This window comes from Brenneria nigrifluens DSM 30175 = ATCC 13028 (assembly GCF_005484965.1).
In the GTDB taxonomy this organism is placed as follows: domain Bacteria; phylum Pseudomonadota; class Gammaproteobacteria; order Enterobacterales; family Enterobacteriaceae; genus Brenneria; species Brenneria nigrifluens.
Genome location: NZ_CP034036.1, coordinates 3747946 through 3761825, shown reverse-complemented (window position 1 = coordinate 3761825; position 13880 = coordinate 3747946). Strand labels below are relative to the sequence as shown.

11 protein-coding genes and 2 tRNA genes are annotated in these 13880 nt (G+C 59.4%); 2 read left to right on the top strand and 11 right to left on the bottom strand.

Annotated elements, in window-relative coordinates:
* The gene (gene argA / locus EH206_RS17650; RefSeq protein ID WP_071778488.1) at window positions 1–1347 is read right to left on the bottom strand and encodes an amino-acid N-acetyltransferase; all 1347 of its coding nucleotides are present in this window, start codon (window positions 1345–1347) and stop codon (window positions 1–3) included.
* A 239-nt stretch (window positions 1348–1586) separates the two neighbouring features.
* Between argA and amiC the strand changes: the two genes are divergently transcribed.
* Window positions 1587–2828 (top strand): N-acetylmuramoyl-L-alanine amidase AmiC, encoded by a 1242-nt coding sequence (gene amiC, locus EH206_RS17645; RefSeq protein WP_009114177.1) that lies wholly within the window; start codon window positions 1587–1589, stop codon window positions 2826–2828.
* 91 nt (window positions 2829–2919) lie between these two features.
* Here amiC and EH206_RS17640 read toward each other — a convergent pair.
* Window positions 2920–2996, bottom strand: a tRNA-Met gene (locus EH206_RS17640).
* A 45-nt stretch (window positions 2997–3041) separates the two neighbouring features.
* Window positions 3042–3118, bottom strand: a tRNA-Met gene (locus EH206_RS17635).
* Window positions 3119–3428: 310 nt separating this feature from the next.
* Between EH206_RS17635 and mltA the strand changes: the two genes are divergently transcribed.
* Complete coding sequence (gene mltA, locus EH206_RS17630) at window positions 3429–4601, top strand: murein transglycosylase A (protein WP_009114176.1); 1173 nt, start codon at window positions 3429–3431, stop codon at window positions 4599–4601.
* Window positions 4602–4674: 73 nt separating this feature from the next.
* On the opposite strand, the gene EH206_RS17625 is transcribed toward mltA, so the two are convergent.
* From EH206_RS17625 to EH206_RS17590, 8 genes are all read right to left on the bottom strand, one after another.
* Window positions 4675–5592, bottom strand: a complete 918-nt coding sequence (locus EH206_RS17625) for a 4-hydroxy-tetrahydrodipicolinate synthase family protein (protein ID WP_009114175.1) — start codon at window positions 5590–5592, stop codon at window positions 4675–4677.
* Between the two features lie 238 nt (window positions 5593–5830).
* Window positions 5831–6514 (bottom strand): TetR/AcrR family transcriptional regulator, encoded by a 684-nt coding sequence (locus tag EH206_RS17620; RefSeq protein ID WP_009114174.1) that lies wholly within the window; start codon window positions 6512–6514, stop codon window positions 5831–5833.
* A 24-nt stretch (window positions 6515–6538) separates the two neighbouring features.
* A complete protein-coding gene (locus EH206_RS17615; protein WP_009114173.1) occupies window positions 6539–7759 on the bottom strand; it encodes a M20 aminoacylase family protein in 1221 nt (406 codons plus the stop codon).
* Window positions 7760–7785: 26 nt separating this feature from the next.
* Window positions 7786–8565, bottom strand: coding sequence for an SDR family oxidoreductase (locus EH206_RS17610; protein WP_009114172.1), 780 nt, complete (start codon window positions 8563–8565; stop codon window positions 7786–7788).
* A 4-nt stretch (window positions 8566–8569) separates the two neighbouring features.
* Window positions 8570–10306, bottom strand: a complete 1737-nt coding sequence (locus EH206_RS17605; RefSeq protein ID WP_009114171.1) for an ABC transporter ATP-binding protein — start codon at window positions 10304–10306, stop codon at window positions 8570–8572.
* Entirely contained in the window at window positions 10303–11223 is a 921-nt protein-coding gene (locus tag EH206_RS17600; protein WP_009114170.1) for an ABC transporter permease, read from the bottom strand. Before EH206_RS17600 ends, EH206_RS17605 begins: the two co-directional genes overlap by 4 nt.
* A gap of 2 nt (window positions 11224–11225) precedes the next feature.
* The gene (locus EH206_RS17595; protein ID WP_009114169.1) at window positions 11226–12212 is read right to left on the bottom strand and encodes an ABC transporter permease; all 987 of its coding nucleotides are present in this window, start codon (window positions 12210–12212) and stop codon (window positions 11226–11228) included.
* Window positions 12213–12259: 47 nt separating this feature from the next.
* Entirely contained in the window at window positions 12260–13846 is a 1587-nt protein-coding gene (locus EH206_RS17590) for an ABC transporter substrate-binding protein (RefSeq protein ID WP_009114168.1), read from the bottom strand.
* Window positions 13847–13880 lie beyond the last annotated feature (34 nt).

Here is a 13880-nt window from a genome sequence, read left to right as displayed (position 1 = left end):
TCAGACCAGATCCAACACCAGTATTTTTGAGCGGCGACGATAGTTGTATAGCTCCTGTTTTTTCTTCGGCAGCACTTCCACTTCCGCGAGTAAAAAACCGCGCTCCTGGAACCAGTGAATACTGTGGGTGGTCAGGACGAAAAGTTTTTTCAGCCCTTGCTGACGCGCCTGGGCGGCGATTTTCTGCAGCAGCATATCGCCGCGCGAGGAACTGCGATAGTCCGGATGCACCGCGACACAGGCCATCTCGCCGATGCTCTCTTCCGGGAAAGGGTAGAGCGCGGCGCAGGCGATGGTCAGGTTGTCGCGCACCACGACGGTAAACTTGTCGATCTCCATTTCCAACTGCTCGCGGGAGCGCCTGACCAGAATGCCCTGCTGTTCCAGCGGGCGGATCAGCTCCAGAATGCCGCCGATATCGTTGATAGTGGCGCGGCGTACCTGTTCGGCGCTTTCCATCACGATCTGCGTGCCGATGCCATCGCGGGAAAACAGTTCCTGGAGCAATGCGCCGTCTTCCCGATAGCTGATCAGATGACTGCGGCGTACGCCGCAGCGGCAGGCTTTGACCGCGCCGCGCAAAAATCTGACGGTGCCGGACTGGTAATCCCCTGCCTGCTCCATGGCTTCAATGCGCTGCTGGGCGTCATCCGGGAATAGCTCGGAAATGATCTTGCCGTCTTCATTAATCACCCCCTGCGAAGAGCAGAAGCCGATCATTTTCTCCGCCTTCAGCTTGATCGCCAACTGGGTAGCGACTTCCTCCGAGGTCAGATTAAAGCTCTCCCCGGTGACGGAAACCGCCACCGGGCCGAGCAGAACAATCGCTCCGCTGTCCAACTGGCGGTGCAGGGCATCTTCGTCAATACGGCGGATACGCCCGCTGTGGCAGTAGTCGACGCCGTCGTCCACGCCGAGGGGCTGGGCGATGATAAAGTTTCCGCTGACGACATTAATGTGCGCGCCCTGTAGCGGGGTATTGTTCAGACTCATGGAGAGCCGGGCGGTGATATCCAGTTGCAGCATCCCGGCGGCCTGCTTGACCAGCTCCAGCGTGGTCCGGTCGGTGATGCGGATATTCTTGTGATAGCGTGGTTCGTAGTGATGCGTGGTCAGGTTACTGTCAATCTGGGGGCGCGCGCCGTACACCACCACCAGCTTAATCCCCAGACTATGCAGCAGCCCGATATCGTTAATGATACTGGCGAAGTTTTCATTCTCAATGGCCTCGCCGCCCAGCATAATGACAAAAGTTTTGCCACGGTGGGCATTGATATAGGGAACCGAGTGGCGGAAGCCTTCCACCAGTTCTGTACTACGCTCCTTCACTGTGACTCCTGTTTGCATTTTTATTCGTAATTTCTGTATTTTTATTCTTTATCAGGCAAAACGCAAGGGGTAAGTAACCGGCGAAATAGGGGAGGGATAAATTAAGAATTTCCCCTAACGGGCCTGAAATATAGGGTGCGTAATGCATAAAAATGATTTTTGAATGACATAGGGATGGAGATTGGTTAAAGTTTTCGAAATTTTTAGCGCTCTGTTTTGCGCATTCGCCAACGACACAGTAATCAGATCGGAGTTGCATGTCTTATTCGAATCACAATCTGACTCGGCGGCGCCTGTTGCAAAGCGCCGCGGCAACCTGGCTGTTAAGTGTAAGCGGTATCGGCATGGCCGCCGCCGCGCAGGTGATCGCCGTGCGCGTCTGGCCTTCCTCTTCCTATACCCGCGTCACGCTGGAATCAAATCTTGCGCTCAAGTATAAGCAGTTCACCCTCGGCAACCCGGATCGCATCGTGGTGGATATCGAAAATATCCACCTGAATAGCGTGTTGAAGAGTATCTCCAGCCAGTTTCAGCAGAACGATCCCTTGATTAAAACTGCCCGCATCGGCCAGTTTGATAAAAATACCGTGCGTCTGGTGCTGGAGCTAAAACAGGGGACAGACGCCAAACTGTTTACCCTGAGCCCGGTCGCCGAGTTCCGGCATCGTCTGGTGATGGATCTCTACCCTCTGGCCGGCCGTTATGATAATGCGGAAGATCCGTTGCTGGCGCTGCTGGAGGATTACAACAAGGGCGATCTGGAGCGGACGCTGCCGGCGGAGGCGCCGCAGCAGGGCAAAGCCGGGCGCGACCGTCCTCTGGTGGTTATGCTCGATCCCGGTCACGGCGGCGAAGACCCCGGCGCTATCGGCAAGAATAAAACCCGCGAAAAGGATATCGTACTGCAAATCGCCCGTCGGCTGCGCGCGTTGATCGAACGCGAACCCAAGATGAAAGTGTATATGACGCGCAATGAAGACGTGTTTATTCCGCTGCGCGTGCGGGTGGCCAAAGCGCGCAAGCAGCGGGCCGACCTGTTTATTTCTATTCATGCGGATGCGTTCACCAACCGCGCGGCCAGAGGTTCGTCGGTATTCGCGCTGTCGAAGAAAGGGGCGACCAGCAGCGCCGCAAGCTTTCTGGCGCAGACGCAGAACGAATCGGATTTGATCGGCGGGGTCAGCATGAGCGGCGATCGCTATCTCGACCACACCATGTTTGATCTGGTCCAGACCGTGACCATTAACGACAGCCTGAAGTTCGGCGGGGAAATATTGACCCGGCTAGGCAAGGTGAACCGGTTGCATAAGAACCGCGTCGATCAGGCCGGATTTGCGGTGCTGAAAGCGCCGGACATCCCTTCGGTGCTGGTGGAAACGGCTTTTATCAGCAATATTGAAGAAGAGCGCAAATTGCGCACTAGCCGCTTTCAGCAGCAGGTGGCCGAATCCATTTTCGCCGGCATTAAAGCCTATTTCGACAGCCAGGCGCGGAGGTAGCGCGCAAGCGACAGCCCGCAGGGTGACCGCCAGGGATCGCAAGGCACAAAAAAACACCCGTCAGGGTGTTCTTGTTATGCCGATAATCAATTGGTTGCGGGGGCCGGATTTGAACCGACGACCTTCGGGTTATGAGCCCGACGAGCTACCGGGCTGCTCCACCCCGCGTCCGTCTTGATATCGTACTGCTTTTGATGGTCTATTCACATCAATTGGTTGCGGGGGCCGGATTTGAACCGACGACCTTCGGGTTATGAGCCCGACGAGCTACCAGGCTGCTCCACCCCGCGTCCGTGGATGCGCACTATACTCCCCATCCGTTTCTATGCAACCTATTTCTGTGAAAAATATGCCATAACCCGCGCAGGTGTTGAATTTACCGCCTGATGGATTATTTTTTAAACGTTATGGGGGGCTATACTGTGCGGTGCGGCGTTTTTTTATGGCGGGCTATCCCTACCCGCCACCCTGCGGGCCGCCGTATCCGGCGTTAAAAATTGCTCCTGCAATTTTTTATGGCGGGCGCCGTTTCTTTCTCTATAGGTGTTTGTTATCGTTCGGCGGTGGATCCGTCGATGTCATAAAGAGAGCGCAAAGAAGATGAGAGGATGTTGGGGAAAATACTTGCTGACCGGTATCGTCATCGCCATTCTGGCCGGGTGCCAATCCAAACCTACCGATCGCGGGCAGCAATATAAGGATGGACACCTCAACCAGCCTTTGGAACTGGTGAATGAGCCGAATGCCGCGGGCAAACCGGTCAACGCCAGGGATTTCGTCACCCAGGTCTCCGAAATCAGATCCGCATCGCCGAGTCTGTATACCCGCAACAACAATACCTTTGCGGCCATCGAACGCTGGATGATGTCGGGCGCCGATACCCGGGAACTGAGCCAATTCGGTCTCAGCGCCTGGCAGATGGAGGGGGTGGACAACTTCGGCAACGTGCAGTTCACCGGCTATTACACCCCGGTGCTGCAAGCCCGCCATACCCGTCAGGGAGAGTTCCGCTATCCGCTGTATGCTATGCCTTCCCGCGGCAAGAAAAACCGCCGCCTGCCGGATCGGGCGTCAATTTATTCCGGCGCGTTGGACGAGAGACTGATTCTGGCATGGTCCAACTCGCTGGTGGATAACTTTATGATGGAAGTGCAGGGCAGCGCCTATATTGATTTCGGCGACGGCCGCCCGCTGACGTTCTTCGGCTATGCCGGCAAGAACGGCCATGCCTACCGCAGTATCGGCAAGGTGTTGATCGACCGCGGGGAAGTGGCGCGGGAAGAGATGTCGATGCAGGCGATCCGTCAATGGGCCGAACGGCACTCCGAGTACGAAGTCCGCGAACTGCTGGAACAGAATCCCTCCTTTGTGTTCTTTAAACCGATGATGACGTCGCCGGTGAAGGGGGCGAGCGCCGTACCGCTGGTGGCCAAGGCCTCGGTGGCCTCCGATCGCTCGCTGATCCCCGCCGGCACGGCGCTGCTGGCGGAGGTGCCTTTACTGGATAATGAAGGGAAGTTCACCGGCAAATACGAGATGCGTCTGATGGTGGCGCTGGATGTCGGCGGGGCGATCAAAGGCCAGCACTTCGATATTTATCAGGGCATCGGACATGAAGCCGGTCACGCGGCGGGATTCTATAACCACTATGGCCGGGTATGGGTATTGAAAAATACCCAAAGCGGCGGGACTTTGTTCAGTGCTTCGCAAGGTAACCCGGCAAGGAATGCCGCTGCTTCAGGCGCATTGTTGGTCAGCAATCCACCGAATTGATTATCCCGCGCTGAGTTTTTAACGGCGGCCACAACGGCGGCAGCCGTTAAAAGCGATTAAAACGGAAGCCTAATCACCCCCGAAAGCCGTATTTGGCGCTTAATCCCAGCTCGTTGACAATGCGCACGCCGCTTTGCAGCGCCTCGCCCCGCAAATCCCGCAGCGGCCGGCGCAGGCTGCCTGCCGGCAAGCCGACCGCCTTCATCAGCGATTTTACCGCCACCGGGTTGATCGCCGAATAGGTATAGTGCAGCAGCGGCAGTAGATGCTGATAGGCCGCGCGAAAGCGTTCCGCATCGGCGCCGTCTTTCCACGGCCGAGAGATCTCCGCCAACTCCGCCGGGGCGATGTTGCCGGTCATATTGGCGGTGCCGTGCCCGCCCAGCGACATGGTCGGCACCACCAGACCGAGGTTCGGCGAGTCGCAGCACATGACGGAAACGTCCGGATTGCCCGCCAGAACCTGGGCGACCTGACCGACGCGCGTGGTGGACTCTTTATGAATCACGTAGTTCGGGTGCTTAAAGATGCGCAGCAGCGAGCTCCAGTGCAAATCGGTTTTCACCCGCGGCGGATTATTATAGATCCCTAACGGCAGGTCGGTGGCGTCGGCAATCTCCAGAAAGTAGTTTTCGATGTCGCTTTCGCTGGCGCATATGTAAGCCGGCGCGGCGATAATGGCGCCGTCCGCGCCGTTATCCCTGGCGTAGCGCACGTAATCAATGGTGGTATCGGTATTATTGCCGGTGCAGCCGTAGAAAAGCTTCATTCTATCAGTGCCGTATTGCGCGGTGCGGCGGATAATCTCTTTTCGCTCTTCAGCGGAAAGCATGGAGACTTCCCCGGTCGACCCCATGATCAACACGGCGGCGGTGCCGTGGTCTTCCTGAAATTTCAATAAGGTTTCAAACGCCCCGAAGTCGACGCTGCCGTCTTCGTTGAATGGGGTTATCAGGGCGACGAACGACCCGGTGATTTTTTCTCTACTCATTTCTCTTTCCTGCCTGTTTAGTCATATACCCGTCATACTTCAAGCTGCAGATGCGTTGGCTGCGCTCAGTCACCCGAATCACTTACTTTAGTAAGCTCATCGGGATTGAATGAGAGACATCCTGTCTCTAACCGGAGGCCAGCCGTTGGCTGGTCAAATTCGTTCCCGACGAATTTGTCCTTCCCTTGCCGCCTTCCTGCAACTCGAATTATTTAGGGTATATACGGATAAATATGCATCAGGATTGCAGCGGCTCGGCGATAAAGCCCGCCTCGACAAAACGTAATAGATGCGCCAGAACGCGATCGTCGTCGCTGTTGTCGCACAGCCCTTTGGATAGCAGCGCCAGACGGCCGGAGCGCGGATCCGCATCGGTCAGGACGTGCATCGCCGCGCCGCGGGCGAATTCATAGCGCCAGATAATCTCCTCGCGGGATAATTCGGGCAGCGCGCGGGAAAACGCATCGATAAAACGATGAGCCGTGTGATCGAACTGGGCGGAAAGCAGGGCGGTCACCCCCAGCCCCGGCGTGGCGCGCAGATGTTGCAGCAGACGAACCACGATGCGTCCGCCGTCGGGGGTGCGGGCCGTCTTGACCAGCGGGCGCAACAGCGCATCCAGCAGCGCGGCGACGGGCGGGATAGCGCCGTAAGTCTGCTCCACCTCATCCAGCAGGCGCGTTCTTACCTCATTCAACGGACCGAGAACCGCATCCAGCACGGCGCGCAGCAACCCATCCTTGGAGCCGAAGTAATAATTCACCGCCGCCAGATTGACGTTGGTGGCTTCGGTAATTTCACGAATGGTCGTCAGTTCGCTGCCTTTGCAGGCAAAGATGGTGATCGCTTCACGCAGGATGCGTTGCTTGATGTCCGCCTCTTGCTCTTGGCTCTGTTGGTTGGTTTTCACTAAAGCCACCATGATTCATCCTTTTCGTATTGTGGTTTAAGCCGGCCGCAGTTCCTGATAGACCAGCGTCGCCCAGTAGCGGATACCCAATGGAATCAACGCATCGTTAAAGTCGTAGTGCGGGGTGTGCAGATGGCGCACCTCTGCGTCGTCTTCGCCGCTGTTTCCCAGCATCATAAAAGCGCCGGGACGCTGTTCCAGCATGTAGGAAAAATCCTCCGCCCCCAACAGCGGGGTCATCGCCGTGTCGACCTGCTCGGCGCCTACAACCTGTGCGGCGGCGGCGATCGCCAGCTCGGTGACCCGGGCATCGTTAATCAGCGGGGGATACTGATGCTGGTAGCTCACCTCCGCCGTGGCGCCAAAGCCCTGGGCGGCGTGGTGCGCCAGTTCGCGCAGGCGCGTTTCCAGCAACTGGCGGATTGCCGGGGAGTAGCTGCGTCCGGTTCCTTTCAGCCTCACCCGATCGGGGATCACGTTGGGGGCATTGATATCGCCGCCCTGAATATGGCCGATGCTCAGTACGGCGGCTTCCATCGCCGGAACGTTGCGGCTGATAATGGTTTGCAGGCCGAGCATAAACTGCGCGGCGGGCAGCGTGGGGTCGATGGATAAATGCGCCCCTGAGCCGCCGTGCCCGCCGGTGCCGTGAAAGGTTACCTGCCAGACGTCGCTGGCCGCCAGCATCGGGCCGCTGCGAATGGAAAAGCGGCCGGCGGCGACGCCGGGCTTATTGTGCAGGCCAAACAGTCGGTCGCAGGGAAAGCGCGTCAGCAGGCCGTCGTTCAGCATGGCGGGCGCGCCGCCCAACCCTTCCTCCGCCGGTTGAAAAATAAAATGCACCGTGCCGGCGAAATCCGGGTGCTGCGCCAGATAGCGCGCGGCGCCGAGCAACATGGCGGTGTGGCCGTCGTGGCCGCAGGCGTGCATTTTTCCCGCATGGACCGACGCATAAGGCAGGCCGGTTTTTTCGCTGATGTACAGCGCATCCATATCCGCCCGCAGGCCGATGCTCCCTGAACCGGGGTAGCGGCCGCGCAGCGTGGCGACCACGCCGGTTCCGCCGATGCCGGTGGCGACGGAAAGTCCCCAGGCCGTCAGTTTTTCCGCCACCAGTTGAGCGGTGGCGAACTCTTCAAAGCCAATTTCCGGGTGCTGGTGAATATGGTGACGAATGGCGATCAGCTCCGGTAAAAAGCGCCGAACGGCCGATTCCATCTCCTCTTGATCAACAAGGGGAAGGGTTGAGTCTGTCATTACGCGTTTCCTATGTTTGCCGGCGTTTAAAACGTGCCCGGATAGCTGCCGCCGTCGATAAGCAGATTTTGTCCGGTGATATAGCCCGCCTGCGCCGCGCACAGAAAAGCGCAGGCGGCGCCGAACTCCTCCGGGCGGCCATAGCGTTTCGCGGTATTGGCGGCGGCCCGCTCGCGCTGGATCTCGGCGAAGTCCCGGCCGGTTTGTTCCGACAGCGAGCGGATGTGTTGCCACTGCCCCTCGGTGTCGAAAATCCCCGGCAGAATATTATTAATGGTCACGTTGCGCTCAACGACCGTACGGGACAGGCCGGCGACAAACCCGGTCAGCCCTGAACGGGCGCTGTTGGATAATCCCAGTTCAAGCTGGGGAGTTTTCACGCTGCGGGAGGTAATATTGACGATGCGGCCGAAACCGCGTTCGTTCATGCCGTCGACGGTCAGCCGGATCATCTCGATCGGCCCCAGCATCATGCTGTCGAGCGCCGCCAGCCAGTGTTCGCGCTGCCAGTGGCGGAAATCCCCCGGCGTCGGCCCGCTGGCGTTATTAATCAAAATATCGGGCCGGGGGCAGGCTTCCAGCGCGGCCTGGCGCCCGGCTTCGGTGGTAATGTCGGCGACGACGGCGGCCGGGCGGTTGCCGGTCTGCTGATAAATGTCCTGCCGGGCGTCCTGCAGGGCGCTCCCGCTGCGCGCCAGCAGCGTCACCTCGACCCCCTCCCGCGCCAGCTGCAATGCGGCGGCTTTGCCCAGCCCCCGGCTCGCGCCCCATACCAGCGCTTTTTTCCCCTGAATGCCAAGATCCATATGATTAAACCTCTTGAGTTAGTCGTTCGCCCACCGTCGGCGCGGCGTTGGGGGCAATTCGCCGTTGGCTCCGCGTGGTTTCCCGTTGTCCGCTCGGCACCGCGTCGATCAATTTGCGGGTGTAAGGGTGCTGCGGCTGGTGCCAGATACTGTAATGGTCGCCGCTTTCCACGCAGCGCCCGTCTTGCATCACCATCACCCGGTCGGCGATATAGCGCACCACGGCGAGATCGTGAGAAATAAACAGCAGCGACAGCCCCATTTCGTTCTTCAGTTCAACCAGCAGGTTGAGGATTTGCGCCTGAATCGAGACATCGAGGGCGGAAACGGGCTCATCGCAAATCACCAGTGACGGGCGCACCACCAGCGCCCTGGCGATGCCGATGCGCTGGCGCTGGCCGCCGGAAAATTCATGCGGATAGCGCTCCAGGCTGCTTTGCGGCAGCCCGACGCGTTCAATAATGTCGCGGATCGCCCGCCGGCGCTCGGCGCGGTTGCCGAGACCGTGCACGATCAGCGGAGTTTCAAGAATATGGCCGATATCGTGGCGCGGATTAAGCGAGGCGTAGGGATCCTGAAACACCATTTGCACCTGACGGCGCAGCGCTTTCAGGCGTGATTCTTTCAGACGGGTGATCTCCTGGCCGTCAAGAATGATCTGGCCTTGCGCCGGCGGCAGCAGGCGCAGGATGGTTTTCGACAGGGTGGACTTGCCGCAGCCGGACTCGCCCACCAGACCGAGGGTTTCACCGGGATAGATATCCAGCGAGACATCGTCCACGGCGGCGACGGCGCCCTGCGGCGTCGGATATTCGGTGCGGATATGGCGCAGCGACAGCAACGGCCGGCCGCTGCGATCCGGAATGCGTTCGGGCAGCGGCGGCGGGGTGAACAGGGAGAACGCGGTTTCATCGCCCTGCGTGTGGTGGCGGATCTCCGCCAGCCGCGCGGTGTGGTAATGCGCTTCCCCCTCCATATGCAGCGAAGTGGCCAGCAGCCCCTGGGTGTAGCGGTGCGCGGGGGCGTCGAACAGCTGCGCCGTCGGCGCTTCCTCCACTTTTTGCCCGGCGTACATCACGGCAACGCGGTCGGCCCACTGCGCCACCAGACCGAGATCGTGGGTGATCAGCAGCAGACTCATGGAAAGCTCATGGCGCAGATTATCCAGCAGTTCCAGAATTTGCGCCTGAATGGTGACGTCCAGCGCGGTGGTCGGCTCATCGGCGATCAACAGTCGCGGCTGGCAGGCGACCGCCATAGCGATCATCACCCGCTGACGCTGCCCGCCGGACAGGTTGTGCGGGAAATCGTCCACGCGGCGAGAGGGGGCGGGAATTTTTACCAGATCCAGCAGTTCGACGGCTCTGGCCCGCGCGGCGGCGGCGGACAGGTTTTCGTGCACCTGCAGGGTTTCGCTGATCTGCCGGCCGATGGATAACACCGGGTTGAGCGAGGTCATCGGCTCCTGAAAGATCATCGAGATGGCGTTGCCGCGCAGTTGGCGCATCTGGCGGTCGGGCAGCGTGAGCAGCTCCCGGTCTTCGAACAGAATGCGCCCGCTGATGCGGCCGGGTTCGGACACCAGCCGCATCAGCGCCAGCGCGGTGGCGGATTTGCCGCAGCCCGACTCGCCCACCAGCGCCAGCGTCTCGCCGGCGTTGATGGTCAGATTCAGCCCGCGCACGGCCTGATGCCCCGGAAAGGCGACGCGTAAATCCTGGATCTCCAGCAGCGGCTTCATACGTCTCTCCCCCGCAGGCGCGGATTCAAGGCGTCGTTCAGGGCGTCGCCCACCAGATTCAGCGACAGCACGGTCAGCACCAATACGGTGCCGGGCAGCACGGTGAGAAACCACTCGGTGCGCAGTGACTCGCGGCCGGCGCCGATCATGCTGCCCCAGCTCACCCGGTTCGGATCGCCAAAGCCGAGAAACGACAGCGCCGATTCGATCAGAATGGCCGACGCCACCATTACCGATGTGGTGACGATAATCGAGGGCAGGGCGTTGGGCAGCATCTCCTGAAAAATAATGCGCAGGCTGGAAAATCCCTGGCTGCGCGCGGCCATAACAAAATCGCTTTCCCGCAGCGAGCGGAATTCGGAACGCACCAGACGGGCGATGGTCGGCCATGACGCAATCCCGATAGCCACGGAAATCAGCCCGACGGAAGGGCTGCCGATGGCGACCAGCACCACCACCAGCAGAAAGGTCGGGAAGGTCTGGAACAGTTCGGTAATGTGCACCAGCACATCGTCTATCCGCCCGCCGAAATAGCCGGCGAGGGCGCCCACCAGGGTGCCGATCAGCAGGCTGACGATCACCGCGGAGAAACCGATCTGCAGCGAGACCTGCGAGCCATGGACGATGCCGGCGGCGACGTTCCGCCCCAGCGAGTCGGTTCCCAGCGGAAACTGGGCGTCCTCTCCCGGCCACAAAAAGGGCTGGGCCGCCATATCCAGCGGATCGCCGGGATAGATAAGCGACGCGCAGGCGGCCATCAGGAAAACGGTAAGCAGTAACAGTAAACCGCACATCCCCGCCGGATTGCGGATAAAGGCGCGGATTTCCGGCGAGGGGCGCCAGGGCGTTTTCAATGGCTTGGCCGCCGCGGCCCCGTTCCCCTCGGGGGCGATTTTGTCAGGGACAATGTTATTCATAATCAGCGAACCTTAATACGCGGGTCGAGCCAGGATTGCAGTAAGTCCACCAGCACATTCGCCAGAATGACCAGAAACGCCGACAGCAGCAGCACGCCAAGCAGCACGTTGAAATCGCGCGCCATCACGGCTTCCAGCGCCAGGCGTCCCAGCCCCGGCCAACTGAATACGGTTTCCACCACGGCGGCGCCGCCCAGCAGGTTGCCGAAATGCATGCCGGCCACGGTGGTGATGGGCAGCAGGGCGCAGCGTAAAACGTGGCGAACGGTGACCAGCAACGGCGCCAGTCCTTTGGCATGGGCGGTGCGCACAAAATCCTGCCGGGCGATTTCCAGCATCGCCGCGCGGGTCAGGCGCGCATAGATGGCGATAAAAAAGCTGCTGAGCGCCACTATCGGCAGGACGGCATGCCGCAGCATGTCCTGGAGGTGCGCCCAGCCGGTCAGATTGGCGCCGATGGTCAGGTTCCCCCCGCTCGGCAGCCAGTCGAGGTGGACGGAAAACAGGATCAGGGCCATCAGGCCAATCCAGAATCCGGGGGTGGAATAGAGCAGCAGCGCCACTAGCGAGAGCACCCGGTCGGGCCATTTCCCCGCCCATACCGCCATAACGGCGCCGAGCAGAATGCCGACCACGATAGCCACCAGTTGCGAGAGCAACATCAGGAACAGCGTGCCGGGCAGGCGGGACATAATCAGCTCCATCACCGGCGCGTTGTAACGCGGCGAAAAGCCGAGGCTGAACTGCGCCAGGTTGCTCAGGTAGGCGTACAGCTGTTGCAGAATGGGCAGATCGAGGCCGAACTGGGTGCGCATATGGGCCATGGTGGCTTCGGTCGCGCTTCCCGACTCGCCGGCCAGTACGTCGACCGCATCCCCCGGCACCAGTTGCAGCAGGAAAAACACCAGAATGACGATGCCGATCGCCGTCGGCAGCGCGTGGAGCAGCGTGCGTCGCAATACGCGCCCGATTCGTTCTAATCTATTCATCACACACCTTTATAAGACTCCCCCCTGCGGCAGCGGGGAGCATCGTCTTACTGATCCAGCCACACTTCGGCCAGGCTGCCGTTTACCCCCTGAATATCGGTCAGGTGGTTGTGTACCCGCTTGTTGTAAATGGTCAGGCGTTTAATCTGCAGCAGGTTAAGGTCCGGCAGCTCGACTTCGACGATGCGCTGGAACTGTTTATACAATTCGGCGCGTTTGGCCGGATCGATCTCCACTGCGGCCTGTTCCAGTAAACGGTCCACTTCCGGGTTGTGGTAGTGAGATCCGTTGCCGAAGGGTACGCCGGGCTTAAAGGCCTGCGACCAGTAAAGACGTTGCACGCCTACCGCCGGATCGAACAGGTTGGAAATGGAGTGGTTGGTAAAATCAAAGTCTCGATCGGTGTAAACGCGCTTGATATAAGTGGCGAAATCCTGTGAGCGAATGGTGACGTCGATACCGACTTTCGCCAGAGCGGATTTAACGTATTCGGCCACGCGCTTAAAGCCGTCGCCGTAAGGCAGGTAGTCGTGGGTCAGCTTAAAGCGGATGCCGTTCGCCTGTTTGGGGAAGCCCGCCTCGTCCAGCAGGGCATTGGCCTTGGCGATATCGAAACCATAGGGGGACGGCGTGCTGTCATGGAATTGCGCCAGCTCCGGGGTAATCGGCGTCGGCGAGTTTACCGCGTAGCCATACCACACCACGTTTTTCAGTACGTCGCGGTTAATGCTGTGGGCGATCGCCTGGCGAACTTTCAGGTGTTTCAGGTAGCTATTATCCAGATTGAATTCGATACGGGTTTGCGTCGGCCCGTAGCCATAGCCGCCGGTTTCAATACCCAGCTTGCTGCTTTTCTCGATGCGTCCTATTTCGCTTAACGGCACCGGCGATTCGCTGCCGAGGTCGAGCGCGCCGGTTTCAAACGCAATGGTGCGCGTGGCGGCGTCGGGAATAAATTTCACCACCAGCTTATCGATATAGGGTTTGGGCTGATCCCAATATTCCGGGTTGCGTTCGTAAATGATATGGCTGCCGCGCACCCACTCCTTAAAGACGTAGGGGCCGGTGCCGACCGGCGCGGTATTGTGCGGATTGCTGCGAATATCGGTTCCTTCATAAAGATGCTTCGGCACGATGGGCGCTTCATTCGCCGAGAAAGCGCTCAATAAATAGGGCGCCGGCTGCGACAGTTCAACCACCGCGGTATGGGGATCGGGGGTTTTCACGTCGGCGACGCTGGCGAATGTTCCCTGGCCGCGTGAATTATATTGTCTGACCGCCAGTATGGAGAAAGCGACGTCCGCGGAGGTGAAATCCTTGCCGTCGTGCCATTTCACGCCCTGGCGCAGATGAAAGGTATACTGTTTGCCGTCCGGGCTGATCGACCAACTGGTGGCCAGTGCGGGAAGCGGTTTCAGGTCGAAATCATAATTAAGCAACCCTTCGATGACCTTGGAATTTACCTTGAGAATGGGGCCGGCGGTATTGACCAGCGTGGTCAGTACCGGCGGTTCCGGCTCGACCAGAAAATTAAGGGTTCCGCCGCGTTTGGGCGTGGGGTCTGCTGCCTGGCCGTGTAGACTGAATAGCGAAGAAGCTATTACTAATATTGATAAAAGAGCATGTTTTTTCATCTTTCCCATCCGTATCGGAGCGTGGATTCTGCGT